Source organism: Aeromonas sp. 30P (assembly GCF_051919805.1).
Classification (GTDB): domain Bacteria; phylum Pseudomonadota; class Gammaproteobacteria; order Enterobacterales; family Aeromonadaceae; genus Aeromonas; species Aeromonas veronii.
In genome coordinates this window covers 2425665-2450678 of the sequence record NZ_JBQBEA010000001.1, presented here as the reverse complement: position 1 = coordinate 2450678, position 25014 = coordinate 2425665, and the positions used below count along the sequence as shown (strand labels likewise).

The following is a 25014-nucleotide window of genomic DNA, read 5'->3' as shown; positions in this document are numbered from 1 at the left end:
TCTCAGGGAGTGATGCCATGCCTGTCCAGTTCTATTACAACCTCTACATCATTCTCTTTGCCGCCTGGCGCCGTCGCTATCTGCTGGTGATCCCGGTACTGGTGATGCCGCTGGTGGGCGTCACGGTTGGCCTGCTCACCCCCAAGGAGTATGAGAGCCGCACCACCTTTATGGTGCCGCAAGATGCCAACCAGACCCCGACCCTCAAGGATCTGATCACTCAGGAGAGTCTCAAGGATCGCTTTGCGGTGCTCGAAGCCCTGCTGCGCAGCCGTTATGTACTGGACGGGGTGGCGCGGGATCGCGGTCTGGTCAATGACGAGACCCCGCCAGCCCAGCGCGATGCCATCATGGATTGGCTCTCGAGTGCCGTCTCTTTGCGGCTGATCGGCGATGAGGTGATCGAGATAAAGGTCAAAGCGGATTCGGCGGCCAACAGCGCCGGTTTGCTCGAAGCCATTTCACGACGCTTTTTCTTCAACCTGCTCAGCAAGGGGCGCCAGTCGGCGGAATCGTCCGAACGTTTCCTGCAAAGCCAGCTAGACAGCCGCCGCAGCGAACTGCAAGCGGCTGAGCAGCTGCTCGCCGATTTTAAACGGGAGCATGCCAGCGCCTTGCCCCAGCAGCAGAGTACCAACGTCGCCCGTCTCTATGGTTTGCAGGAGCGTTATGCCGAGAGCCTGATCACCCTGCAGCAGGCCAAGGCACGGGTCGATCAGCTCTCGCTGGGGCAGGAGAGCCAGCTGGCCCGCCAACTGGATGAGAAGCTCCAGCTGATGCGCACCGAGCTGGTGTTGCTGCGGGCCCGCTACAGCGACGAGCACAGCAAGGTGCAGAGTCTGCGCTATCAGATTGATCAGTTGCAGCAGGAGTTCGAGCAGCTCAAATCCCAACCGGATATGGCGCGCGGGCCCGAGTGGCAACTGGCTCAGACGCAGCTGACGGAGGCGGAGCAAAACGCCGCCGGCTTGAAGAGTCAGCTGGATGGGCTGGACAAGGTGGTCGACTCCCAGGGGGATACCGAGCGCCAGCTCGCCGAGCTGGAGCGGGATCTGGCGGTCAAGCGCACCCTCTATCAGGATTTGCTGCTGCGCTATGAGAAGGCCAAGGTGACCGGCGATCTGGGCAACTTCGAGCAGGGGGAGCGGATCAAGGTGATCGACAAACCCTTTGCCCCCAGTAAGCCGAGCAACTACCCGCTCTGGCTGTTTCTGCTGGCGGGCATTGTTGGCGGACTGGGGCTAGGCTGCGGTCTGGCGCTGGTGGCCGAACTGGCGGATGCCAGCCTGCGCCGCTCCGATCAGCTGGCCGCCCTGGTCAAGGCGCCGGTGCTAAGCCGGATTCCCTACTGCGAGCCGGTGCCGGACTATCCATCCCATAGTGATCATGCGCTGGATGGGCAGGTGCTGCCCATGTCACCAGAGCCGGGGTGATTGCGGAAAAAAACGGGCTGCCAGCCTGAATCTGGATATTTCTGAAAAGGCCTTGTGACAAGGCCTTTTTATATTGTGCAGAGGGTGGAGTAAAAATCGTAGCAAACCCATAAAAGAGGATATAGGCTTCATTTTTTATTTCCTTTGCTTGACTGTAGTTTTACTGGGTGGTACAAATGGAGCCCGCCTTGGGCGTTCTTGGGCGTTAATGGTTCATTTGTCAATTAGATGCTGGTTGGTAATGCAGAGATTTTAAAACTATTTACTGGTTGTGGTGAGATGTAACAGGAAAGAGTAAGATTGAAGGCTCCACTAAAAATTAACAGCTTCAGCTGCATTACTCTTAGGATGTTACAGAGATGGTAGTGAAAACGAGGTATTTTAGCTCATACATTAAAAAATATATGTTCCAGCCTCATTATCGACTGTTTGATACGAATGCTGTTAAGCTGTTGAAAGAATTACAAATAATTAGCGATGCATGTATTTATGCTATTGTTAGAGTAACTAAGGCAAGCTTCATTTTTGAATCATTTTACCCTACACACAATTATTGTTTTCGGGGGTGGATTGAAGCTAATGGACGGTTACATGAAGTTGTATTCAATCTGGCCAAGTATTGGTTCGATGGTGAAAGTGATTTATCTGCGATTCTCAGAAGTGAGTTTTTCACTTTAGAAAATTTTATTCAGTGTGGGTTGTCAGAGTATTCATCACCAACTGGAAAATCTCTCTCAAATCAAGATAAATTTATATGTTATTCTGACCTTATATTATCAGAGTCTAATGATAAATTTTTGAAAATTAAGTGCCCGATTATGAGTGGCATTAATGGCCGTGAAGTTAAAGCGGAGCTGAACTTGTATCAACTCATAAACCAATTTGATATGGACCTACTTGGTAATCTAGAAATTTGTTATATTGGAAAATCAAATGTTAGCACCTTTGAAAGGCTAAAAAATCATGAAAAATGGGGGCCTATTCTAAGTTCAAAAAACAATGAGATATATGACTATTTCGCATATTTTTTTGTAATTGATGAGGCTGAAATCATTAATCGTAATATTATGGGTAGTAATGTCTACTTTCGTGATGCGAGTGATTTACCTAGAGGAGCAATTACTGAAATATGTGAGTCGACACTTATTAATCACTTTAAGCCTGATTTTAATCGCGAGTTTGTGAATTCTGATGTAAAAAATATTGGCGTAATCAAAAAATGGCTTGTTAATGAAGGTTTTGATTATGTTTTAACAGAGCTGATTCTTGAAGGGATTATGGGGCGTTTGGAAACTAAAACAAAGCCGTATCAATTAAATCAGATGTTAAAGCAACGGTTGTTTATTTAATAAGGGGTTTAAGGTTGATTGCCGAGATTTGTCAATTTTGGTTTGAATTGACTTTAGTGCTTACAATGCAATGTTTAAGCTAGATGGTCGAGTTGCTTAACATGGAGTTGGCTTTCATTAAGCTCGTAAACTAGATATCCTGTAGGAGTAATCGGGCGAACAAAGTGACATTCTCTATAAATTTAGCAAACATATTCAGGTCTGTTGCTTTGGATGTCAGCATTAGACTGAGTTTCTGGGATGGGTGGCAAGATGGGATAGTTCGTTCGAATTAAATAAATATTTTAAAGAAAGGTCAAAGACGTTTAATTATGCAGTATCTAATATAGAGCATACGATTCCTTAGAGTTATTAATAGCTTTGAAGTGAGGTGATGTCTCAGATGCTATAATAAAAGTCAGGTTTACGCGTTAAGAAAAAATGGTTCAACATATATGATGCTTTGGGGGCGGGATAGCTCAGAAAGCACCTTCATAATAGTGAAATGATAATATGTTTGGAGTATGTTAAATGTTAAATGTTAAATGTTAAATGTTAAATGTTAAATGTTAGATGTAAAAACAGTTGGGCTTGTTTTTTTGGTGGCCGGAATTATTGTTTGGCATTATATGAAATCTAAGGTGAAGTGGGACCATTCGGTCATGTTTTGCTATTATAATCTTGTGATTATGGGGCTTGGAGTTTCTATTTTCCCGATGGTGACTCAATGGGCTTTTTTATCTGCAATCTTACTTTTAATCGTGACTCTGCTAAAGCTGCCATCAAAAGAACTTTTGGAGGTCATTGAAAATGAATCAAGTATACTAAAGGATCAAGGTAAGCCAGTAGTGTTTTTAGATGTATTGGTTAGTGATTTCAAACGAATATTAAAACGGAACAATTAATGTTCGTTTTTAGTAATATTAAATGTCATAGCTATAGCTGCAGTCTGGAATGTATATCGAGGGCTGCAGCAATTAATCAGGGAGCCATAGCTCCCTAATCGCAACACACGGGGTGATAAATCAGCCGATGGCGGGTGCCAGTTGCCCGTTGACGGGCTGCTGGCGTCCCTGATTACGGCGTTGATAGCGCCAGGCCAGCAGTAGCGGCATACCGAGCAGCAGCTGGGCGGCCAGCGGGATCTCCTCGATGGGGGCGGCCAGTGCCCCTTCAGGAATAATACCCCCCTCAATTTCGGCCGCCAGTTTGAGCTCCAGCGCATTGCCAAAGTCGGCAAAGGTGGTGGCATTGATAACAAACGCATCCTGACCGCCCGCCACGTTCTCCACATACCACTCTTGCAACACCCCATCGGCATAGTCCTGACCTATTGTGATGCCGTTGATGGTATCGATGCCGGAGGCGAGCAGTTGATCCCGCACGGTAGAGGTATCCAGCCCGTTGTTCTGGATACCGTCACCCGACACATCCATCACCTGGCGGGCGGCGGTGTAGTTGTTGGTATCAAACTGCTGGGCACCAAAGGCCATGGCCGAACCGGGGGCCGTCATCCCCGCATAGGGGCGGACCAGAGCATCCAGGGTGGCGGCGAAGTTGTTGATGGAGGTCATGTCGTAGAGGTGGAACCAGTCAGTCATCACGCTCTGCTGGGTCGAGCCGCTCCACATCACCATCTGTACCGCAATGGACCCCAGCTTGTCGCCACTGGTGTCGAGGATGGCGCTCTGTACATCCTGACTGTAAAAGGCGTCCACATAGCCCTGTAATTGCAGATTGAATTCCGATGAACTGACGCTGCCCGACACATCCATCAGCAGTTGCAGTTCGGTATCGACTTCGGTCAAGGCGTATGCGTGGGAGGTTACCAACAACATCCCCAGCAGCCCTGCCAACGGTTTGAGTTTCATTGCCCACTCCTTCTCCTTGGCGCTAGTGCCAGCAGGGGGAATGAATAAAGCGTGCCAGCTTTGTTGCATCCTCTGACTTGGCTTGATCCGGGTGAGGCCGGGCAGGCATGGAACTTGCGACAGCACTCAAAAGCGCTGATAACCGGCAGGAGTTGCGATGGAGATCCGTCCCTGGCAGTGGGCACCCAACTGGCTGCTACTTGGTTTGGCCAATCAGTGGGGCATGGTGTGGCTCAATATGGGCCACTTCAACCTGCTGGTGGTGTTGCTGATTGCTATCTGGTGGCAAATTGCATCGCGGGTTGCACCGAGCTGGCGCCCGCATCCACTGGCGCTCGCCCTCTTTATCCTGCTGATCCTGATCCCCAGTGCTAGTTGCAAGGCGCTGGCCTGTCTGCTGCTGGTGGCCTCGCTATGGCGCCGTCATCAGAGTGGCGATGAGCGGGCGGTGTTGCAGATTGTGCTCGCCTTTACCGTGGCGGTGTTGTGGGGGCAGCAGGTGTTTGCCCTGCTCTCCGGCCCTGTGCTGGCGCTCGACGCCTGGGGGGTGGGCCAGTGGTTGCAGCTGCTGGGCTGGGAGACTCGCCTTGATGGCAATCGCATCGAGCGGTTGGGGGGCCATGCGCTGATCGTGCTCAAGGGGTGCTCCTCGTTTTCTCAACTCTATCTGGTGGTGCTCTCCTGGCTGGTCTCTTGCTGCTGGCTGGCGCCGGATCGGCCCCTCTACCGGCAGTGGCCCATGTTGCTGCTGGTTTGCCTGCTCTATATCGGGGCCAATCAGCTGCGGTTGGTGCTGATGAGCCTGGATCTGCGCTGGTATGGCTGGCTGCATACCGGCTCGCTGGCCCAGCTCTACCAGTGGGCCATCATGTTGTTGGTGATGACCATCCTGTTTCTAAGGGGGCGCCGTGATGCGACTGTCTAAGGGATATCTGCGGTTGGTGGCGTTATCAGAGCCGGGTGGTCAATATGATGCTGCTGGTGATGAGCATTTTCTTTATCCGGGGGCGCCGTGATGCATCTATCTAGGGGATATCTGCTGCTGTTGCTGGTGGCGCTGCTCAGTGCTGCCGCCATGGGCTGGCGTTATCAGAACCGGGCAGTTAACGAGGGAGCCAAGCCCATGTTGCTGGAGCTGGTCCAGATGGGCTGGCGCTTGCGGGTGGCTACGCCGGTATTGGGCGGCACCTATGTCAGCTATCAGCTGGCCCATCCCCGCTGTGATGGTCTGCTGCAGGCCATGCTGGTGGCGCCGGATAGCGAGGCGATGTCAGTGACGCTGGCGGGTGAAGGGATGAGCCAAGGGGTGATGTTTTTAGGCGAGCTGCACCAGAGCCCGCCGCTGCTCTCTTACCGTCTTACCCAGGGTTGGCGCAAGTTGTGGGGGCTGGCCCCTTATCCCCTCTATCGGGTGGCTATGCCAACCTCTTGCCTCGGCCTTATTGCGCCGCCGCTGGGGTGACCGACCCCGGTTCACTGTTTGGCAGAATGCGGATCAGCAAGGTATTGGGGGCCAGCATGGGGTCATAGCGGGGCTCCAGTTCAATGGCGCGAGATCCCAGCAAGCGGGTGAGGGCGGTCAGTCGCACGCTCGCCATCCGCGCACTCTCCAGCATGTCGGTTTGCAGCCCGGGACCGCTTACCAGCGCAATCCGGGCCGGATCCTTGCGGCCTAAAAACTGATGCAGCAGCTGCTCCTGATCCGCTGGCAGTTGTGTCTCCGCTTGCTGGTACTGCAGTTGCAGCTGGGGCTGTTCGGCCAGCTGCTGTTCCCGCAACTGGTTGAGGATCGGCAGGGTCTCATTGACCGGCTCCTGACGGGCGCAACCGGTGAGGATCAGCAGCGGCAACATCAGGGGCAACAGGCGGCGCAGGGCGCAGTCTTTGGCTGTGGAGCGGGGAATCTGGTTGGCCATACGCAGTCACTTCAGGAGGATGAGTTGGCACCAGTTTGCAATGTTTTCAATCCCTTGGCCAGTTGTTCAATCTCGCGGCGCCACTGGATCCAGGCGGCAGAGGGCAGTTGCTCTGCCACCTGCCAGCGGGTCGGCAACTGATCGCGCAGGCGCTCCAGCAGCAGGGCGGCCTCCACCTGATAGCGGGCCTCCTGCTCCAGCCAGGCGAGCCAGCGCAGATCCTCGATGGCTTGCTGCAACAGCAACAGATCGTGGGAGAGGCGGTGCGCCTCGCAGGCTTGCGGGCCGAGCAGCATAAAGTCGCTCTCCCGCCCGTCGGTGGGGTCATAAGGCAGGGCGGTGGGCATGCGGCCATGCCACTGCAAATAGCCCTCGGCGCCGCTTTGCCACAGATAGAACCCGGCGGCTCTCGGGGTGCCCAGATTGTAAAACCAGGGGGTGACCTTGTGTTGGCGCACCCGCGCCACATCGGCCTTGTCGGCGCCAAAGCCTGCGTTGATCAGGGCAATCTCCACCTCTGCCAGCAGACCAACCTGACCAGGATGATTGAAGTGGCCTGCCCGGATCACCGCCGGATCCCGCCGTTTCATCTCCCGCGCCAGGCTGGTAATGGCGGGCAGGGTGGCAAGATCCGGCTCATCAAACAGGCTCCATGCCACTGGCGGCAAGCCGCTGGCGGTCAGCCCCTGTTGCCGCGCCTGCCACTGTTCGAGCTGGCTGGCAGGGTCGCCCCCCCAGCGTTTGAGCGGGGTATAGGCCAGCAGGGGGGGCACAAAACCGAGCCCCACCGCCTCTCCCATGACCTCCCGCATCCCCGCCTCATCTTGTGGCAGGGCGGGCGAGAGGCCACTGATCCCCAGCTTGGCGAGCCGCTGCAGATCGCAGCGACTGGCCGCGGCGATCTGCTCTTTTAGCGCCTCGGGGTCGGGGCTCAGCCAATTCAGATAGGGGGGCGCTTCGACATAGATGCCGACCGGCTTGTTGGTCGCGGGCAGGGTCAGCGGCAGCACCTCGATAGTCAGCGGCAACTGCACCAGTTGTTGTTGGCTCAGCAGCTGAATATTGCCCAGATAGTGACCGGCAGGTGCATCGCGGGGGACGGTGATCTGCAACACCAGACGCCGAGGTACGCCTGCCAGCAGGGTGAGCCCGGCGATCCCCTCGACCAGCTCCTGATCCGAGGGGGCTAGCAGGGTGCCACTCGCCTGCGGGCGAACCAGATGCCACTTGCCGTAATAGGGGGTCAGCGCCAGCGGCGATCCAGCCTGCTCGGGGGGCTGGATCACCAGCAAGGGTGCCGGATCGTCGGTGGCGGCGTGGATGGCAAACTCCAGCAACAGCTGGCTGCCACGGGCGGCCAGCACCGGTTGTGCAGCCTGCTGCAACGCATCGGCCACAGATAGCGGGGCGATCTGCAGGGTTGGGGCGGCATCCGTAATCGGCATGAGGCTGAGCTGCTGCGAAGCTGGGGCTGGAGAATAGGGGGCCAGGGTCCATTTTTCCAAAAACAGCTGGCGCTGCTTGGTCAGCACGATTGCGGTAGCGTCAGCCAATACGGTGCGATTTTTTCCACTATTCGGGAGAGCCTCTTTGCTGGTGGGGGCCGGATAGGGGGCAAGCAGCAGCCCCGCCAGGTATTTGGCATCCGGTGAGTGGCCCACCAATGTGATAGTGAGCGGGCCGCCGGGGTGGTTCAGAGTGACATGGACCGGGCCGCCTTGACGAGCCCCGAACAGCTGCCAGGGATCCGGGTTTGGCAGTGCCTCGCGGGATTGTCCCGCCAGATAGCGCTGCGTTAGCCACTCCTGCGGTTGCCACTGCTCGGCCCAGATGGGCTCGCCATTGACCAGTACGCTGCGCTCAAAGGGGTGGGGCAGGTACTCCCACTCGCCGGGGTCATCCAGCCAGAGGGTGAGCTGGTAGCGCCCCTTGGCCAGGTCCAGCTGCACCCCGTCGAGATTGCGCAGCCCATCGCGCACCAGAGCATCGCCGGAGGGGCGCAAGATGGGGGTGGGATGGCCAATCAGCCGGGGATCCCCCGGGCTCAGGGGCTCAAATCCGGTAAAGCGGGGCGCAGCCGCCGCCCCCAGATCCAGCGCAATGGTGCCCGCAGGCAGAGTCAGACCGGGCTCCCAGTACCAGCGGTGAATGGTCATTGAGGGGGCGTTATCGGCCATAAAGAGATAGAGCTTGGTGAGTTTGTCCAACGCCAGCGCTCTGGGCTGGCTGGTGCGCCACTCGCTCAAGGCAAAGCGCTGGGTGAAGGGGCCGGGTGCGACAATCCGCTCCAGATTGACCCGGCTGCGGTAGTTGACCGAGGCGTTATCGTCGATACGCAGGATCAGGGTTTGTGGGCGGGCGCTGGGGTTATGGCCCTCGATCACCAGTTCATCATCGCTGCCTATTGGCCAGTTGTGGGTGCTCAGATCGAGCCGCTGGGGTGTCTGGTTGCCTGTCAGGGGCAGCGGGGTCTGCCCCTCCAGCCGGGTAGCGCCCATCGCTGCATTGGCGCAGAGCAGGATAACCAGCCAGAGCCCTCTGCTCATCCGGCCAGCCCCTTCAACCAGTTGTTCAGCTCGGCAGCCTTGTGATCCCAGCTTTGCAGGGCAACCTGCTGTTGGCGTGTGTGGCGCCCTTCGCTGCGGGTGAGCCCCTCCCAGCCACTCTCCTGAAACCAGCCCGGATTGGATTGATCAAAGGCGGCCCGATTGATGGCCTGGGCCAGGCTCTCCCCATCGTGGGGGAGCTGGATCTGATCCCGATAGCCATCGAGAGCCGGAAAATCGGTGCTGACGATGGGGCGCCCTGCGGCCAGATATTCGCGCAATTTCAATGGATTGCAGGCACGGATCTGGGCGTTGTCGACAAAGGGCAGCAGGCTCACCTGCCAGTGCTGGGCATAGGCCGCCAGCGTGTGATGGGGACGGGGCCCCAGCAGATGGATATTGGGGAGCCCCTTGAGGGGGGAGATATCGGTCTGGACCGGGCCAATCAGCACCAGATCCCAGTGGGGCAGGGCGGCAGCCGTCTCTGCCAGCAGGGGGATATCAATCCAGTCGCTCAGGCTGCCGTAAAATCCGGCAATGGGACGGCCGGAGGGGAGATCCGCCGGACGCTCTCTGGGGGGCATAAACAGCTCGAGATCCACGCCGTGGCTGAGGAGCCGGGTTTTATGGGGGGGAAAGCGGCTGGCCAGCGCGGGGCTGGCGGCCAGAATGAGATCCGCTTTTTCCACCAGTCGGGCCTCGCAGTGAGCGATGGCCTGATGATCCACCCCTGCCAGCGCCGAGAAGTCATCGCCGCAGTAGTAGATGACCGCCCGCTCTTCGAGCTTGCCAATCAGATCGACGGCGCTGGGCAGGGAGATCCAGAGCAAGGGGCGATCCAGCTCGGGCAACTGGCGCCGGATCTGCGCCGCCAGCCAGTGGCCATTGATTTTGCCCGCCAGCCGACTGCCGGGCAGTGGCAAGGCGAGCGGCGGCAGAACCCGGGGGCTGCTGGTTTCGGATGGCGCAACCGACTGGCCGCCAGCATGGCGCGCGCCGCGCAGCACGGCCCCCAGTTTGCGGACGATGCGGGTGAGATCATGAAGGGTAAAGCGGGGACAGCGCATGCCGATGGAGTTGACCCAGAGCACTTGATAATCAGGCAACAGACGCTTGATCAAGTGCTGGGTGCTGGAGGGGTGCTGGCCCCAATCCTCTCCCAATACCACCAGTTGCGGCAGTGAGTGTGGTTTCATGCAAAGGTCTCCGAGGCGTGTGCGAGATCGCTGTGATCCTGTGGTTGCAAGGGGCGCAGTACTATGGCCGGTACACCTGCTGCCAGCACACCTGCGGGCAGATCCCGGGTGACGATGCTGCCAGCGGCGACAATGGTGCCGGCGCCTATGGTGACACCGGCCATCACCATCACCCCGGTGCCGAGCCAGACATCCTGCTCCAGCACAATGGCCCCCACCTGTTCATCGCGATCCGGCAGGCCCCGGGCGCGATCGCGGGCGTTGACCGGGTGCCCCGGGTAGCCCGCCAGAAAGGCACGCCCTGCAATCCGGACGTTATCCCCCAGCACTATCTTGCTACCCACCGCCAGGGTGGTCTGCCAGCCAATGCCGACATTGCGGCCAATCACCAGCTTTGGCGTCTGGCTCGATGCCCGGCCGCTGATGGTCATGGCGGCGCTGAGGCGGCAGTCGGCACCAATTTCGATGGTGACCGGACCGCTGATATAGGGGATGCCGCCATAGAGGTAGAGGCGCGGGGCGGGGGCCGTGAGGCGAGATTGAAACAAGGGGGTCCACCAAAGGGTGCGGGTCAGGGTCGCCAGCGCGTTGCTGATCAGCAGATAGAGCCGATAAAGCAGCCGATGCAGGGGAGGGATCACGGGGCATGACCAGTGGCGGGCACTTTTGGCCAGGCGCCATACCCGGCGGGCCAGTGGCGTTTCCCCCTGTTTGGCCCAGCTTTTCATCCGGTGCAGGTTGATGGTGTTCATGGCGACCTCTCCCTCTGGTGCAGTCCGTTGCTCGCTATGCAGAAAGCAGGGATCGGGCCAACAGGAGAGCCCCAGCTAGATCGGGCCAAATGGGGCTAAGAGGAGGGGCAGATTGCGCCGGTCGGTGCAATTTGCAGCCAGCGTTGTGCAAAACGCAAATGCCAGTCTCATTCTGGGCTTGTTCAGGCCGGTTAAGCCGCACAGAGGGGTTATCGCTTCAGGGCGGGTGTGAGTGGCGTGGGCTTTGCATTAGCGGTAGCTGACCCGGAGCGGGATGCTTCGGGTGGCTGGGAGGCCCTATGAAACTTGGTGTGAACCAGATTGCCATGCTCTATTACGCCGGTGGCTTGCTCCTGATGAAAGGGATCTCCCTGCTGATGCTGCCGGTGCTGACCCATCAGCTGCTGCCTCGTGAATACGGCCAGCTGGAGGTGCTGTTGACCCTCATCAATCTGGGTTCCCTTATTTTGGGCTTCGGGCTGGTGGATGCCCTCTACCGCTTTGCTGGATTGGCGAAAGATGAGCAGGAGCGCCAGCAGGTGGTGGCCCGCATGTTTGGGCTGGTCTGGCTGATAGCCCTGGCCAGTCTGGTGCTGCTCTGGCTGCTGGCACCTGTGGTGCAAGCCTGGCTGCCGGTGGAAACCCGCCTTGCGGATGTGCGCTGGGTGCTCTGCGCCCTGCCGTTTGAAGGGGTGATCGGCGTGCCGCTGGCATGGCTGCGGATGCGCAATCAGGCCCGGCTCTTTTTCGTGGCGACCGCAGGCAAGGCGGTGATCCAGTCCCTGCTGACCGGCTGGTGGCTCTGGCTCGGTTGGGGCGTGAGCGGGGTGCTGGCCTCCGGCACCCTGACCTGCGTTGCACTGGCGTTGCTGCTGAGCCTCTGGCAGTGGCGAGATAGCGGGATCCGCTTTGACTGGCAGCACTATCGGCCGCTGCTGCGCTATGGATTGCCCCTGGTGGTGAGCGGGCTGGCAGGCTTTGCCCTGAGCGGACTGGATCGCTGGTTGCTGGCCGATGTGGTGGGGGAGGCGCTGCTCGCCTACTACGCGGTGGCGGGCAAGCTGGCGCTGGCGGTGGGGTTGTTGCTGCAACCCTTTGCTCTCTGGTGGTATCCCCGCCGTTTCATGCTGCTGCGCGAGCCGGATGGACTGCGACTCAATGCTCACTACAGCGTGATGGGGTCGGTACTGGGGTTTGTCACCGCGGGGATTGTCGGGCTTACCGCCCCCTTGCTTATTCGCTGGCTGACCCCGGAGAGCTATCACGGGGCGATCGCCTATATTCCGCTGCTGGTGCTGGGTATGGCGGTGCGCAATGTTTCGGACTTGCTCAATGTCGGCTGCTTTAGCGGCGAGAAGAGCAATGCCCAGATGGTGATCAATCTGGGCTGCAGCGCCCTTGGGGTAGCAGGCTTTCTGCTCGCCATCCCCCCCTTCGGGGTCGCCGGGGTGATCTGGACCCTGCTGCTGGTCTATCTGGTGCGGGCGCTGGCCTTTTATCTGGTGAGCCAGCGGTTGCTGCCGCTGCCGTATCGCCTCTCGACCCTCTGGGCCAGTTCGCTTGGGGCGCTGGCCATGGTCTGGCTCGGCCAATGGTGGGCAGGATCATGGCTCGTCTAACGCCAGCCATCTGGGCAAGCACCATCTGTCTGGTGCTGGCTCTGCTCTGGTGGCGGCTGCCCCATCCTTTGCTGCTGCCGGTGCTTGGCCTTGCCATTCCCGCCATCTGGTTTGCCCTGCGCTGGCCCTTCTTGATGGTGCTGGGGTTTGTCACCTTCTCCTTTTTTCGGCTGCATGAGGTGTTCCCCCAGCTCTATCCCCTCAAGATCCCGCTGCTCTTCTCGCTGGCTGCCATCGGCGCGCTGGTCTGGCACATTTTGCTAACCGGTCGGATCAAGCCCTACTGGAGTCCAGCCCTGAGCTGGCTGACGGCCTTCTTTGTGATGGTCTCCATCGGTGTGCTGTTTGCCAGCAACCGGGGCGAGGCGATCGCCACCTGGACCGGCAGCTATAGCAAGATCTATCTGATGACCCTGGCCACCGCCTGGCTGGTGCGCACTCCGGGGGATTTTGCGCTGGCGGTGCGCACCTTTGTTGTGGCGGGCTGTCTGGTGGCGCTGGTGGCCCTCTACAACAAGGCGAGCGGAATTGGGCTGGTGGAGGGGACCCGGGTGACCATAGGGCGCGAGCTGGGCTCTGTGCTGGGGGATCCCAACGATCTGGCGCTGGTGCTGCTCTTTCCTGCCGGTTTTTCGCTGAGCTTGCTGCTCAATCAAGGCAATGGGGTAGGGGGGCGTTTGTTGGGGGGGCTTGGTTTTGCGCTGACTGCGGCCGCCATTATCGCCACCCAGAGCCGCGGCGGCTTGCTTGGCGTGTGTGCGGTCAGCGGCCTGTTTGCCTGGCAGCGGGTGAAGTCGAAAACCCTGTTGATCTCGCTGGGGATGGTCGCGCTGGTGGTGCTGTTTGCCGCCGCCGGGATCAGTGACCGGGCATCTGGCGGCGCCGCCGAGAGTGGGGTCGATGCCTCGGCCATGGGGCGGATCTACGCCTGGCAAGCAGCCTGGGGCATGGCGCTGGGCCATCCGCTGGTGGGGGTGGGCTTGTCCAATTTCTATTACAACTACTTCTTCTACAGCCCCCATTGGGATGGGCTTAATCATGCGGTGCACTCCACCTGGTTCGGGGTGCTGGCTGAAACCGGCTTTGTCGGGCTGGCGCTGTTTATCGGCATGGTGACGGTGACCCTGCGCAGTTGCTGGCGTTGCCAGCTTGCTGGCATGCCTCCTGCAGTGATCACGGCGATGCAGGGGGTGATGGCCAGCATGGTGGGGTTTGTGATTTCGGGATCCTTCCTGACCCAGGGCTTTACCTGGCCCATCTATCTGGAATTGGCGCTGGCCGTCGCCGCCATCAAGTACGTGCAACAGGCGGCCACAGAGGTGAAGGCCACTGCTGAGGAGCATCAGGAGGCAACCCGGTTGCCGGCATTGCCACCAAAGGGAGCAAGAGGATGAACGCAACCCCTGTTTTGCTGGTTCACTACGGAGAGGACTGGATCCGCGGCAGCGAACGCTGCCTGCTGGATCTGCTGGCCCACCTCGATCGCAGCCGCTTTACGCCGTTGCTCTGGTGCAATAGCCCGATGCTGGCGGCAGAGGCGGCCACCCTCGGGGTAGAAACCATGGTCGAGCCGTTCAGCCTGCTGCTGGGATGGCAGGCGCCCCGCTTTGATCTTGCTGCCCATCGGCGCCTCTCCCGGCGAGCCAGAGAGCTCATCACCGAGCGGCAGATTGGGCTGGTGCATGCAAACAGCGCGGCCCCTTGTCAGTGGCTGGTGGGTGTCTGTCGAGTGTTGCAGGTACCGTTGGTGTGCCACCTCCATGCACGTTATCAGCCCAGAGACAGATTCAGCCTGCGGGTTCATCAGGCAAGCGTGCTGATCGGGGTGAGCGAACCGGTGTTGACCGGTTGGCGCCAAGATGGCTGCGCGGCCGAGCGGTTGATCCGGGTACCCAACGGGGTCGATGCCGCTCGCCTGAATGGCGGTGCTCACTGGCCGGTCGTCGGCATGCTGGGCTTGCCCCCGGGGGATATGATCATCGCAACCGTCGGCTCATTGATCAAACGCAAGGGGATTGATCTGCTGATCCGCTCGCTGGCTGCCCTGATGGCATCGGGGGAGGAGGCCCAGTTGCTGATCATTGGCAGCGGTCCGGAGCGGGAAGCATTGATGGCGTTGGCTGTCGAGCTCGGGGTGGCCGAGCGGGTCCACTTTCTCGGCGAGCGACCAGACAGCGCAGCTATCTTGCGGGGTGGGGTGGATCTGCTGGTCTCCGGAGCCCGTGAGGAGGTGTTTGGTCTGACGTTGGCGGAGGCGGGCATGTTGGGGCTCCCGGTCAGTGCCTATCGGGTGGGCGGCATCCCCGAAGTGGTGGAAGAGGGGGTGACCGGCTTGCTGGCGACCCCGGGGGATTGGGCCGAGATGGCTGATCACTGGCGGCAATTGAGTAATCCGCAGCGCCGATGTGAAATGGGGCGGGCCGCTCAGTTGCGTGCCGCACAGTTGTTCACGGTGGCGCGCTACGTTGACGGGGTCACGGCGGTGTGGGACGCCGCGCTGGCTGGTCAGTGGCACGTCACGGCCTCCACACCCTTCCGACCACTCATTCACTGGGCGGGGCAACGACTCCTTGCCAGAGGGCGCAATATGCTGGCGAGTGGGATGGCAAGAGTGGCGCAAAAAGTGCAGTTGGGGTTTGGCCGCCGCAAGGTACCAGAGTAAGGGAGCAGCAAGATGAGCATGCAAACTGAGCCGGTGTTTGGAAAGGTCATCGTCGTGGATCCCATCCCGTTTCGCGGTGGCTCCAAGGTTGCGACCGAAGTGCTGCTCGATGAGTTGGCCAAACGGATGCCCGGGCTCACATGCCATGTGCTGACCCAGGATCCCGACTCCTGGCCCCGTTGTCAGCATCATCCCCTTTGGTTGCCCCACATATTGAAGGGGCGGGAGTCCGGCATCGGTTATCTGCTCAAACAGGGGTGGCAAACCCTGCTGATCCTCTGGCTGGTGTTGCGTCTGGGGCAGGTGAATTGCCTGGTGGCGGCGTCCGGGCCGGGAGTGGATCTCTGCTGTTACTGGGCGGCCCGCTGGTTGAGGTGCCGGGTGGTTCAGCTGATCCATGGCCCTGTGGGGTGCTCGGGGCTCTCTGCCAGGGCCTTGCAACGGGCGAATTTTGTCTTTTATCTCGAATCAACTCGCAGCTCCCTGGCGGCGCTGCTGGCCCGGCTTGGCGAGACCGAGTTCCCGTCACACTGGCAGCCATTTACCAACGGTTTGAGCGAGATTGATTGGCCCAAAGCGACCCTGGGGGGGCCTCGTATTTTGTGGGCGGCCTCGTTGCTGCGCTGGAAGGGACTGGAGACCATGCTGGCCGCCCATCAGATGATCCCTGATGCTCGCCCCGAGCTGATGGTGTGCTATCTGCAACCCAAGGGCACGCTGCAGCCCTGCAGCCAGCCTCAGCCACAGCTGCCAGACACGCACTGGTATGCCAACCCCGCCAATCTTGACGAGATCCGATCTCAATGCGGCATTTTTGTCTCCACCAGTCATCAGGAGCCCTTTGGCCTCTCCATTCTGGAGGCCATGGCGGCAGGATTATGCGTAGTGATCCCGGCCGATGGCGCCTGGTGGGATCGACACCTCACCGATGACGTGAATTGCCGCAAATATCAGCCAAACGATCCCGGCGATCTGGCGCGGGTGCTGGCCAGCCTCAATGCCATGCCCGACGTGGTCAAGCGACTTGGCCATCATGCCCGCCTGCATGCCATGGTCCATTACAACGCGGCAGATACCTATCAAAGCACACTGGATCAGTGGGAAGGTATGTTGCGATGGGATGCGTTGAGCCTTGCCGTGCATGGTTAGCGCGCAGTGGTTCCCCACGGGGAGGATGGTCACGCATGAGGGACTTATGGGCAGACTGGTTGCGGGAGGCTGGGTGACTCCGCCACTCTGATGCAGTTACGGCCGGATGATTTGGCGGTGTAGAGCGCAGCATCAGCCAGTTTTACCAGTTCAGATGGCTGCCAGTAACTCGATGGTCTGAGGCAGGCAACACCCATGCTAACGGTCACCAGACCGGTGGCATTTTGTGCGTGTGGCTGCGCGAGTGCAAAAATCAGTCGCTGGATATGTTGGGCAATTTCATAGGCGGATTGACGCTCGACATGTGGCAGCAGGATGACAAATTCCTCTCCGCCGTAGCGGGCCACCAACTCCCCCGAGCGGCGCCCGGATTGAGCCAGGGTATGGGCCAGCAATCGAAGGCACTCGTCACCGGCAACGTGGCCATAGAGGTCGTTGAACTGCTTGAAATGATCGATGTCGAGCATGATGAGCGCAATCGGCATCTCTGTCTGAATACAGCGCTCCCAGGCCTGGTTCAATGAGTTGTCGAACAGACGACGGTTGCCGATATTGGTGAGCCCGTCGGTATTGCTGAGCGCTTCCAGTTTCCGGTTCGCTTCGGCCAGCTCTTTGGTTCTGAGCTCGATAATGAGCTCCAGCTCATGTTGGCGCTCCTCCAGACTGGTCATCGGGTAAATTTCGCTTTCCCGAGCCGCACTGTAAGGGATGGAGATACTGCTGTGAGCAATTTTCCACGCCATGGCTTCGTGTCGAAAAATCAGCACCAGTCTGGCGGTTCTGCGGGAGAGGATAGGTTCTGATTTCGGTAGATGGATATGGAAGAAGGCGGTGACCGCCACCACATCGGCGGCCAGATCTTGCAGGGTCACGTCGAGTATTTCCAGGCGGATCCTGCCCGGGATCTGGGCAAAATCGCGGCGGGTTATCCGGATCCACTCATCTCTATCGGTAACCAGAACATCACTGCTGCCGGCAAAACCGCTGAAATTGTCGCTAAACCTCGTGGTGAGCCGATCATCCCGTGATGAATACATCTCGATGTACTCATCAAACAGTGAGCGGATCAACTGTTCCCGTTCAGTGGTCATTGCGCTGGGTCCATGTGAAGTGGTCACGTTTTTCAAACGTTCGATTGAATTATAGTCAATTATGTCATTTAAATTGGCTATCTATCTTGATTTTTCTCGTTTTTTTGTTCAATTCCCGCACTTGGCAAGTGTCCGTAGGGCCAGCCAGAAACAAGGCTTCATGGCGTGGTTATCAGAGGCAGTCAGGGGGAGGTTTCTCTCTGCAACTGCGGCCGCTGCGGGCTGAATTTCACGAGGTGAGCAGGGCTGTCAACGAGTTCGAGTTCGATCAGGCAAGGTAGTGGCTGGAGCCACTGCTTGGCTGATGATTAACACCCTTATCGTTTGTCATGTTCATCGTCATCCCCGCTCATTTCTTTTTGCTGCAGTTGAACAATAATAATTATCATCTGTATCGATGGGGATGGATATTTACGCTCTGGTTAATTACGCAGGGTGACGTGAAGGTAAATAGTGTGAATGCGTGCGGTAACATCTGTAACCGGATGAGCGAATGCATCGCGAGTTAAATATGATATCTATGTTGCAGACAGCCTTCCACCTTGCCTTTTCTCTTACCATTAATTTGAATGCAGATTCACGATGATGCGTAAACATATCCGTGATCGCGATATTTTACTCACCCGCATCCAAGACAACAAAGAGTGGGGTAGGTCATACTGATATGCATACCTCGGCGGCATCTTTTCACTAAGCTGTGTTAAACGGCAGGGAGGCCAAGCGGGGTTGTACTGTGTGGGTTAGCAGAAGCAATCATCGCCGTCCAGTGCAAACTGAAACCAAACGACATGCAGGTAAATCGTGCCATGCAGGCCGTGCTTGCTACCGGTGGTAGCGGGCCGTGAGACCGTTCTGGTATGGGGAGGCAAGTCAGGAGGTTGTTCCGTGGATGACTGTATGGAATATGCAATGAGATGAGTAAAGATATATTCAATGGATCATTTATTGGTGGGCATCAGTATTGTGAAATGAGCGGTATAGCCAAGATTTCAATCATGTTAATTTGGCTCACAGTGAAAGAGAGGATATGCGGCGATTAATTATTTAATATCCAATTAAGTTCATAAAATTTACGGGGATGCTAAATATCTCTTTGGGGGTAATTAATTTCATTTGTGATGTGGCTCGCTATGAAAATAGGGGTAAGCCGGTCGAAATTGATAGAGATCAATACTGCAGGGTGGGTGAGTCCTTAGCATTTCCGCTATTAAGCATTTATCAAACAAGTGCTCACTACGGGAATAAGTAGAATGGTCGAGGATAATTTTTTATCGGCTCATGGGATTAATCGCCGTGATTTTATGAAATTGTGTGCCGGGATGGCCGCAACCCTGGGATTAAGTCAGCATGCCGTCGCCAAGATGGCCACTGCGCTCACCAGCCCCGAACGGCCGCCGGTGATCTGGATTGGGGCACAGGAGTGCACCGGCTGTACCGAGTCGCTGCTGCGGGCCACGCACCCCACCATCGAGAACCTGATCCTCAATACTATCTCCCTCGAATACCATGAGGTGCTCTCGGCAGCATTTGGCCATCAGGCTGAAGAGAACAAGCACAACGCCATGACCCGCTACAAGGGCAAGTATGTGCTGGTGGTGGATGGCTCCATTCCGCTCAAAGATGGCGGCATCTACTGCATGGTGGCCGGTGAGCCCATCATCGACCATATTCGCCGCGCGGCTGCCGATGCGGCTGCCGTCATTGCCATCGGCTCCTGTGCCGCCTGGGGCGGCGTCCCCGCCAGTGGCGGTAACCCGACCGGCGCTGTCAGCTTGGAAGAGGCGCTCGGCAATATCGGCACCCCCATCATCAATATCCCGGGCTGCCCGCCAAATCCCCACAACTTCCTCACCACGGTTGCCTACTACATCACCTACGGCAAGCTGCCGGCACTGGATAGCAAGAAGCGTCCGCTGTTTGCCTATGAGCGGCTGATCCACGAGAACTGCGAGCGTCGTCCGCACTTCGATGCAGGGCGTTTTGCCAAGGAGTTTGGTGATGAGGGTCACCGTCAGGGCTGGTGTCTCTACCATCTTGGCTGCAAAGGGCCGGAGACCTATGGCAACTGTTCAACTCTGGAGTTCTGCGATGTGGGCGGCGGCATCTGGCCGGTCGGCATCGGTCACCCCTGTTATGGCTGTAACGAGCAGGGGGTCGGTTTTAGCAAGGGGATCTTCCAGCTTGCCAAGGTCGAGAACCCGACTCCGAGGGTGGATAAACCCGATGTGAAGATCCAGGAGGGGGGCTATACCTCGCCCACCGCGACCGGCCTGATCGGTGGCGCCCTCGGGGTGCTGGTGGGGGTGAGTCTGATGACGGTGCGTGAACTCGGTCGCCAGCAGAAGCGCCACGAAGCCGGGCAGCACCCATCACGGGAGGAGTAACCGTGAACAGACGCAACTTCCTCAAATTCGCCTCCGTCGGTGCGCTGGCGGCGGGCACCGCCGTACCCGGCACCGCACTGGCAGCGGCCAAGAACAAGCCGCCCATTCCCGGCGCGCTCGGCATGTTGTATGACTCCACCCTCTGCGTCGGCTGTCAGGCCTGTGTGGCGGAGTGTCAGCGCCTCAACGGCAACCCGGCCAATCCAGCCGGGGCGCAAACCTGGTCCAACAACGACAAGCTGACCCCCTACACCAACAACATCATTCAGGTGTGGAAGAGCGGCACTGGCGAGCACAAGGATCAGCTGGTGGATGGCTACGCCTACATCAAGAAGCAGTGCATGCACTGTGTCGATCCCAACTGCGTCTCTGTCTGTCCGGTGCAGGCTCTTAAAAAAGATCCCAAGACCGGCATCGTTCACTACGACCCGAGCGTCTGCACCGGCTGTCGCTACTGCATGGTGGGCTGCCCGTTCGATGTACCCAAATATGACTACGACAACCCGTTGGGGGCGATCCACAAGTGCGAGCTCTGCAACCAGAAGGGGCTTGAGCGGATCGATCAGGGCAAGTTGCCCGGCTGTGTCGAGGTGTGCCCCACCGGCGCCGTCATCTTCGGTACTCGCGAGGAGCTGATGGCTGAAGCCAAGCGTCGTCTGCTGGCGACCCCGGGCAGCGAATATGCCTATCCGCGCCAGACCCTCTCTGCCAACGACCCCTACCTGCACGAGGTGCCCAACTACCAGCCTTATGTCTATGGCGAGAAGGAGGGGGGCGGCACCCAGGTGCTGGTGCTGGCCGGGGTGCCCTACACCAAGCTCGACATGCCCGACTTGCCGGAGCTCTCCTCCGGTGCCCGCTCCGAGCATATCCAGCACACCCTCTACAAGGGGATGGTGCTGCCCATGGTGGTGCTGACTGGCCTTTCGGTGCTCATTCGCCGCAACACCAAGAATGGTCACGATCACCATCACGATGATGGCCATGATCAGGGGAGTGCGCAGATCAAGGATCAGGGCACCACAAAGGGAGGCAAGGATCATGAGTAATCACAAGGCACATCCCCTCGGCGGCAAGCTGGTCAGCTGGCCTGTGCTGGTGCTGGCCCCCTTTGCCGTGTTGTGCGGCATGTTGATTTTAAAACGCCTCGTCTTCGGGCTGGGCTCGGTCACCGATCTGAATGGCGGCTACCCCTGGGGGCTCTGGATCTCGTTCGATCTCTTGATCGGTACCGGTTTCGCCTGTGGCGGCTGGGCGCTGGCCTGGGCGGTTTATGTGTTCAACCGGGGCGAGTACCACCCGCTGGTGCGACCGGCGCTGTTGGCGAGCCTGTTTGGCTATTCGCTGGGCGGCCTCTCCATCACCATTGACGTGGGCCGTTACTGGAACCTGCCGTACTTCTACCTGCCCGGTCACTTCAACACCTCCTCGGTGCTGTTCGAGACGGCGGTCTGCATGACCATCTATATCGGGGTGATGGCGCTGGAGTTTGCGCCCGTGCTGCTGGAGAAGTTCGGCTGGAAGGCGTCCCTCATTCGCCTCAACAAGATCATGTTCTTCGTGCTGGCGCTGGGGGCTCTGCTGCCCACCATGCACCAATCCTCCATGGGATCCTTGATGATAGTGGCGGGGGAGAAGATCCATCCGCTCTGGCAAAGCTACGAGCTGCTGCCTGTCTTTTCGCTGCTGACCGCATTTATCATGGGTTTTTCCATCGTGGTATTTGAGGGCTCTTTGGTGCAGGCGGGACTGGCGGGGCGGGGCCCCAACGAGAAGTCGCTCTTCTACAAGCTGACCCAGGTGATCGACATCTTCCTGATCCTGTTTGTGGCGCTGCGCTTTGCCGAGATCGTCATTCACGACAAGTCGGAGTATCTCTCCGAGTTCAATCGCTTCTCCATCATGTTCTGGAGCGAGATTGCGCTGATGATCTTCCCGCTGCTGGTGTTCCACTGGGACAAGAGCCGCCGGGATTCGCGCATGTTGTTCCTGGGGGCCCTCAGCATGCTGCTGGGCGCCGCCCTCTGGCGGCTGGATTACTCCCTGCTCGCCTTCAACCCCGGCAATGGCTACCACTACTTCCCCTCTGCGGAGGAGGTGCTGATCTCCCTGGGCTTTGTTGCCATCGAGGTGTGTGCCTATTTGCTGTTGATCCGGCTGCTGCCGGTACTGCCATCACTTGAACGTGTTCACCAAGATTATCAGGCCCGAGGGAAAGCCAACGTATGAGCCAACGTATCACCATAGACCCCATCACCCGCATTGAGGGGCACCTGCGTATCGACTGCGAAATCGAAGGCGGAAAAGTGACCAAAGCCTGGTCGTCCGGCACCATGTGGCGCGGGATGGAGGAGATCGTCAAGGGCAACGACCCGCGCGATGCCTGGATGATAGTGCAGCGCATCTGCGGGGTATGTACCTCCATTCACGCCATCGCCTCGGTGCGGGCGGTGGAGAACGCCATCGGTGCCAAGGTGCCGGTCAACGCCCAGTACATCCGCAACCTCATCATCGCGGCCCACAACATCCACGATCACATCGTCCACTTCTACCAGCTCTCCGCGCTGGACTGGGTGGATATCACCGCGGCCCTTGAGGCCAATCCGCAAAAAGCGGCGGACATGCTCAAGGGGGTATCGACCTGGTCCCTCAACAGTGCCGATGAACTGACCAAGGTGCAGGACAAGATCCGCGCGCTGGTGGCGAGCGGCCAGCTCGGCATCTTTGCCAACGGTTACTGGGGTCACAAGGAGATGAAGCTGAGCCCGGAGGTAAACCTCATCGCCGTGGCCCACTACCTGCAGGCGCTGGAGTGCCAGCGCGATGCCAACCGCATTGTCGCCATCCTCGGTGGCAAGAGCCCGCACATCCAGAATCTGGCGGTGGGCGGCGTGGCCAACCCCATCAATCTGGATGCACCAAGCGTGCTCAACCTCGAGCGGCTGCTCTATGTGAAGAGCTTTATCGACCGGCTCGGCGAGTTTATCGAGCAGGTCTACAAGGTAGATGCCGCCATCATCGCTGCCCACTATCCCGAGTGGCTGAGTCTGGGGCAGGGGGCCAAACACTACCTGAGCGTGCCGGAACTGCCCACCGATGCCAACGGCGGCAGCTTCCTGATGCCGGGCGGCTATATCGAGAATGGCAATCTGACGGGTTATCGCCCCATCGAGAGCCATCAGGATGGCTGGCTGATGGACGGCATCGCCGAGAGCAACAAGCACGCCTGGTACAAGGATGACGCCCCCCTCAAGCCGTGGGAGGGCAAGACCGAGCCCAACTACACCGGCTGGCAGGATGATGGCAAATACTCCTGGGTCAAATCCCCCACCTTCTACGGCAAGGTGGTGGAGGTGGGGCCGCTCGCAGACCTCTTGGTCAAGCTCGCCGCCAAACACCCGGAGACGGTAGCGCACTTCGATCAGCTGAACGGCATCTACAAGGCGCTCACCGGCTCTGCCATCAAGACCGAACAGCTGCACTCCACCATGGGTCGCATCATCGGTCGCGCGGTGCGCTGCTGCGTGCTCAAAGATACCCTGTCCCATCAATGGAAGGCGCTGGTCGACAACATCGGCAAGGGGGACACCACCGCCTATATCAAGGCCGAGATCCCGGCGGATAAAGAGTTTCGCGGGGTGGGCTTTGAAGAGGCACCGCGTGGCATGCTCTCCCACTGGATCGTCATCAAGGGCGGCAAGATCGAAAACTATCAGGCGGTGGTACCATCGACCTGGAACTCGGGCCCGCGCAACTTCAACGATGAACCCGGCCCCTACGAGCAATCTCTGGTAGGCACCCCGGTAGCCGATCCGGCCAAGCCGCTGGAAGTAGTGCGTACCGTCCACTCGTTCGACCCCTGCATGTCCTGCGCGGTGCATGTGGTGGATACCCAAAATGGCGAAACGACCCAAGTGAAGGTGCTGTGATGAACACCCTGATCCTGGGCGTGGGCAACCTGCTCTTGAGTGATGAGGCCGTCGGCGTGCGCATCGTTGAGGGGTTGGGGCACAACTACTGTTTCGCCCCCGGCATCGAGCTGCTCGATGGCGGTACCGCCGGCATGGAGCTGCTCGAAGCGATGGCCAGTCGCGATCACATCATTCTGGTGGATGCGGTGCGCAGCGGTAATCCGCCGGGCACAGTGGTGACCCTGAAGGATGAGGAGATCCCGACCCTGTTTGGTCGCAAGATCTCCCCCATCAGCTGGGGCTGGCGGATGTGCTCTCGGCGCTGTACATGACGGGGGAGTCGCCCAAGCGGCTCACCCTGATCGGGGTCGAGCCCGAATCCCTCGAGCCCCGCATCGGCCTCACCCCTGCGGTGGCGGCCGCCATGGGGGAGGCGACGGATCGGATTTTGACCCTGCTGGCCAGTGTCGGTGCGCCCGCCATTGCGCTCTCTGAGCAGGAGAAAGCTGAACAAGCACGGGAGGGCCTATGGCGCAGTCCCATTTAAGCGAGGCTGAGAGAGTGCTGGAGATAGTACCGGAGACAGCGCAGGAGTTTGCTGGTTTTGCAAGCGATCCCGCGCCCTTGCTGGTAGCCCAGTACGAGCGGATCGCTCGTGAAGAGATGCAGGCGCTACCCTTTTATCACGCCACCATGCCCATTGTGGCGGAGTGCACGTTGTTTGAAGGTCAGTGGCTCGGCTGTGTGCTCACCCCCTGGATGCTGAGCGTGGTGGTGCTGCCGGGGCCGGATCAGCTTTGGCCGATTCGCAGCAGCAGCGATCGACTCGCCCTGCAGCTCCCCTGCGGCAACATGACCTTTATGGTGGGTGAATTGCCCGAGACGGGACAGCTGCTGGCCTGCTCCCTGATGTCGCCGCTCGATCCCCATCTCGGTGCCGGGGAGGGGCGCTCACTGGTGAGCAGCACCCTCAAGATGCTGCTCTCCTTGCCGGTGCAGCAAGGGGCTGGCGGTGTGGATCTGGGTCGCAGACGGCTATTCGGTGCCCGGCGCGGTCAACCGGCATAGTCGCTAGGTTTCACGCGAAATCAAGTTTAGAATAGGGGGCCATTTTGGCCCCTCACTCCCATGTTAAATCACGCATTCCGCCTCTTTT

The 25014-nt window shown here is 58.7% G+C and carries 20 protein-coding genes and 1 pseudogene; 15 read left to right on the top strand and 6 right to left on the bottom strand.

All coding sequences use genetic code 11. From position 1 onward, the window contains the following. Positions 1 to 17: 17 nt before the first annotated feature. From ACTG2B_RS11230 to ACTG2B_RS11220, 3 genes are all read left to right on the top strand, one after another. On the top strand, positions 18 to 1433 hold the full coding sequence (locus tag ACTG2B_RS11230) for a GumC family protein (RefSeq protein WP_139740438.1): 1416 nt from the start codon (positions 18 to 20) through the stop codon (positions 1431 to 1433). A gap of 359 nt (positions 1434 to 1792) precedes the next feature. Continuing rightward, entirely contained in the window at positions 1793 to 2782 is a 990-nt protein-coding gene (locus ACTG2B_RS11225) for a hypothetical protein (RefSeq protein ID WP_439995799.1), read from the top strand. A 545-nt stretch (positions 2783 to 3327) separates the two neighbouring features. Next, the gene (locus ACTG2B_RS11220) at positions 3328 to 3666 is read left to right on the top strand and encodes a hypothetical protein (protein WP_439995797.1); all 339 of its coding nucleotides are present in this window, start codon (positions 3328 to 3330) and stop codon (positions 3664 to 3666) included. 120 nt (positions 3667 to 3786) lie between these two features. On the opposite strand, the gene ACTG2B_RS11215 is transcribed toward ACTG2B_RS11220, so the two are convergent. After that, the gene (locus ACTG2B_RS11215) at positions 3787 to 4632 is read right to left on the bottom strand and encodes a DUF1194 domain-containing protein (protein ID WP_421342179.1); all 846 of its coding nucleotides are present in this window, start codon (positions 4630 to 4632) and stop codon (positions 3787 to 3789) included. 157 nt (positions 4633 to 4789) lie between these two features. Between ACTG2B_RS11215 and ACTG2B_RS11210 the strand changes: the two genes are divergently transcribed. Together ACTG2B_RS11210 and ACTG2B_RS11205 are read left to right on the top strand one after the other, a co-directional pair. Then, positions 4790 to 5557, top strand: coding sequence for a hypothetical protein (locus ACTG2B_RS11210; protein ID WP_421268514.1), 768 nt, complete (start codon positions 4790 to 4792; stop codon positions 5555 to 5557). A 90-nt stretch (positions 5558 to 5647) separates the two neighbouring features. After that, complete coding sequence (locus tag ACTG2B_RS11205) at positions 5648 to 6094, top strand: hypothetical protein (RefSeq protein ID WP_439995796.1); 447 nt, start codon at positions 5648 to 5650, stop codon at positions 6092 to 6094. Here ACTG2B_RS11205 and ACTG2B_RS11200 read toward each other — a convergent pair. The 4 genes from ACTG2B_RS11200 to ACTG2B_RS11185 are packed head-to-tail and all read right to left on the bottom strand — an operon-like array spanning position 6072 to position 11042. Continuing rightward, positions 6072 to 6548, bottom strand: coding sequence for a hypothetical protein (locus tag ACTG2B_RS11200; RefSeq protein WP_439995794.1), 477 nt, complete (start codon positions 6546 to 6548; stop codon positions 6072 to 6074). The genes ACTG2B_RS11205 and ACTG2B_RS11200 overlap by 23 nt on opposite strands. 11 nt (positions 6549 to 6559) lie before the next feature. Further along, positions 6560 to 9094 carry a hypothetical protein gene (locus ACTG2B_RS11195; protein ID WP_439995792.1) on the bottom strand — a complete coding sequence of 845 codons (2535 nt, stop codon included), beginning with the start codon at positions 9092 to 9094 and terminating at the stop codon, positions 6560 to 6562. Then, a complete protein-coding gene (locus tag ACTG2B_RS11190; protein WP_429012027.1) occupies positions 9091 to 10290 on the bottom strand; it encodes a glycosyltransferase in 1200 nt (399 codons plus the stop codon). Before ACTG2B_RS11190 ends, ACTG2B_RS11195 begins: the two co-directional genes overlap by 4 nt. Next, positions 10287 to 11042 carry an acyltransferase gene (locus ACTG2B_RS11185; protein ID WP_439995791.1) on the bottom strand — a complete coding sequence of 252 codons (756 nt, stop codon included), beginning with the start codon at positions 11040 to 11042 and terminating at the stop codon, positions 10287 to 10289. The genes ACTG2B_RS11190 and ACTG2B_RS11185 overlap by 4 nt, the downstream gene beginning before the upstream one ends. Before the next feature lie 299 nt (positions 11043 to 11341). Here ACTG2B_RS11185 and ACTG2B_RS11180 point away from each other — a divergent pair, with 299 nt between their 5' ends. From ACTG2B_RS11180 to ACTG2B_RS11165, 4 genes are read left to right on the top strand one after another with little or no spacing between them, the layout of a single operon-like run. Next, entirely contained in the window at positions 11342 to 12661 is a 1320-nt protein-coding gene (locus ACTG2B_RS11180; protein ID WP_005351441.1) for a lipopolysaccharide biosynthesis protein, read from the top strand. After that, positions 12649 to 14055, top strand: coding sequence for an O-antigen ligase family protein (locus tag ACTG2B_RS11175; RefSeq protein ID WP_439995789.1), 1407 nt, complete (start codon positions 12649 to 12651; stop codon positions 14053 to 14055). Before ACTG2B_RS11180 ends, ACTG2B_RS11175 begins: the two co-directional genes overlap by 13 nt. Beyond that, on the top strand, positions 14052 to 15323 hold the full coding sequence (locus ACTG2B_RS11170) for a glycosyltransferase family 4 protein (RefSeq protein ID WP_439995787.1): 1272 nt from the start codon (positions 14052 to 14054) through the stop codon (positions 15321 to 15323). The genes ACTG2B_RS11175 and ACTG2B_RS11170 overlap by 4 nt, the downstream gene beginning before the upstream one ends. A gap of 12 nt (positions 15324 to 15335) precedes the next feature. Then, positions 15336 to 16472: a glycosyltransferase family 4 protein gene (locus ACTG2B_RS11165; protein WP_421299826.1), complete on the top strand. Its 1137-nt coding sequence runs from the start codon at positions 15336 to 15338 to the stop codon at positions 16470 to 16472. A gap of 44 nt (positions 16473 to 16516) precedes the next feature. Here the strand turns inward: ACTG2B_RS11165 and ACTG2B_RS11160 are convergent, their stop codons facing one another. Continuing rightward, the gene (locus tag ACTG2B_RS11160) at positions 16517 to 17563 is read right to left on the bottom strand and encodes a diguanylate cyclase domain-containing protein (protein WP_439995785.1); all 1047 of its coding nucleotides are present in this window, start codon (positions 17561 to 17563) and stop codon (positions 16517 to 16519) included. A gap of 1250 nt (positions 17564 to 18813) precedes the next feature. Here ACTG2B_RS11160 and hybO point away from each other — a divergent pair. From hybO to hybE, 6 genes and pseudogenes are all read left to right on the top strand, one after another. After that, positions 18814 to 19947 carry a hydrogenase 2 small subunit gene (gene hybO, locus ACTG2B_RS11155; RefSeq protein ID WP_439995783.1) on the top strand — a complete coding sequence of 378 codons (1134 nt, stop codon included), beginning with the start codon at positions 18814 to 18816 and terminating at the stop codon, positions 19945 to 19947. 2 nt (positions 19948 to 19949) lie between these two features. Beyond that, positions 19950 to 20996, top strand: coding sequence for a hydrogenase 2 operon protein HybA (gene hybA / locus ACTG2B_RS11150; protein WP_115522337.1), 1047 nt, complete (start codon positions 19950 to 19952; stop codon positions 20994 to 20996). Next, positions 20989 to 22176: a Ni/Fe-hydrogenase cytochrome b subunit gene (hybB, locus tag ACTG2B_RS11145; RefSeq protein WP_005351459.1), complete on the top strand. Its 1188-nt coding sequence runs from the start codon at positions 20989 to 20991 to the stop codon at positions 22174 to 22176. The genes hybA and hybB overlap by 8 nt, the downstream gene beginning before the upstream one ends. Further along, entirely contained in the window at positions 22173 to 23876 is a 1704-nt protein-coding gene (hybC, locus tag ACTG2B_RS11140) for a hydrogenase 2 large subunit (protein ID WP_439995781.1), read from the top strand. The genes hybB and hybC overlap by 4 nt, the downstream gene beginning before the upstream one ends. Beyond that, positions 23876 to 24405: pseudogene (locus tag ACTG2B_RS11135) on the top strand (HyaD/HybD family hydrogenase maturation endopeptidase). Before hybC ends, ACTG2B_RS11135 begins: the two are co-directional and overlap by 1 nt. Continuing rightward, positions 24387 to 24926, top strand: coding sequence for a hydrogenase-2 assembly chaperone (gene hybE / locus ACTG2B_RS11130; protein ID WP_439995780.1), 540 nt, complete (start codon positions 24387 to 24389; stop codon positions 24924 to 24926). Before ACTG2B_RS11135 ends, hybE begins: the two are co-directional and overlap by 19 nt. The last annotated feature ends 88 nt before the right edge of the window (positions 24927 to 25014 follow it).

Bases quoted from the DNA above. Each gene is read 5' to 3' on its own strand.
- ACTG2B_RS11175 (WP_439995789.1), top strand. From the start codon at position 12,649: ATGGCTCGTCTAACGCCAGCCATCTGGGCAAGCACCATCTGTCTGGTG.
- hybC (WP_439995781.1), top strand. From the start codon at position 22,173: ATGAGCCAACGTATCACCATAGACCCCATCACCCGCATTGAGGGGCAC.
- ACTG2B_RS11220 (WP_439995797.1), top strand. From the start codon at position 3,328: ATGTTAGATGTAAAAACAGTTGGGCTTGTTTTTTTGGTGGCCGGAATT.
- ACTG2B_RS11210 (WP_421268514.1), top strand. From the start codon at position 4,790: ATGGAGATCCGTCCCTGGCAGTGGGCACCCAACTGGCTGCTACTTGGT.
- hybB (WP_005351459.1), top strand. From the start codon at position 20,989: ATGAGTAATCACAAGGCACATCCCCTCGGCGGCAAGCTGGTCAGCTGG.
- hybO (WP_439995783.1), top strand. From the start codon at position 18,814: ATGGTCGAGGATAATTTTTTATCGGCTCATGGGATTAATCGCCGTGAT.
- ACTG2B_RS11190 (WP_429012027.1), bottom strand. From the start codon at position 10,290: ATGAAACCACACTCACTGCCGCAACTGGTGGTATTGGGAGAGGATTGG.
- ACTG2B_RS11215 (WP_421342179.1), bottom strand. From the start codon at position 4,632: ATGAAACTCAAACCGTTGGCAGGGCTGCTGGGGATGTTGTTGGTAACC.
- ACTG2B_RS11160 (WP_439995785.1), bottom strand. From the start codon at position 17,563: ATGACCACTGAACGGGAACAGTTGATCCGCTCACTGTTTGATGAGTAC.
- ACTG2B_RS11195 (WP_439995792.1), bottom strand. From the start codon at position 9,094: ATGAGCAGAGGGCTCTGGCTGGTTATCCTGCTCTGCGCCAATGCAGCG.
- ACTG2B_RS11185 (WP_439995791.1), bottom strand. From the start codon at position 11,042: ATGAACACCATCAACCTGCACCGGATGAAAAGCTGGGCCAAACAGGGG.
- ACTG2B_RS11230 (WP_139740438.1), top strand. From the start codon at position 18: ATGCCTGTCCAGTTCTATTACAACCTCTACATCATTCTCTTTGCCGCC.
- ACTG2B_RS11225 (WP_439995799.1), top strand. From the start codon at position 1,793: ATGGTAGTGAAAACGAGGTATTTTAGCTCATACATTAAAAAATATATG.
- ACTG2B_RS11165 (WP_421299826.1), top strand. From the start codon at position 15,336: ATGAGCATGCAAACTGAGCCGGTGTTTGGAAAGGTCATCGTCGTGGAT.
- ACTG2B_RS11205 (WP_439995796.1), top strand. From the start codon at position 5,648: ATGCATCTATCTAGGGGATATCTGCTGCTGTTGCTGGTGGCGCTGCTC.
- ACTG2B_RS11180 (WP_005351441.1), top strand. From the start codon at position 11,342: ATGAAACTTGGTGTGAACCAGATTGCCATGCTCTATTACGCCGGTGGC.
- hybE (WP_439995780.1), top strand. From the start codon at position 24,387: ATGGCGCAGTCCCATTTAAGCGAGGCTGAGAGAGTGCTGGAGATAGTA.
- ACTG2B_RS11170 (WP_439995787.1), top strand. From the start codon at position 14,052: ATGAACGCAACCCCTGTTTTGCTGGTTCACTACGGAGAGGACTGGATC.
- ACTG2B_RS11200 (WP_439995794.1), bottom strand. From the start codon at position 6,548: ATGGCCAACCAGATTCCCCGCTCCACAGCCAAAGACTGCGCCCTGCGC.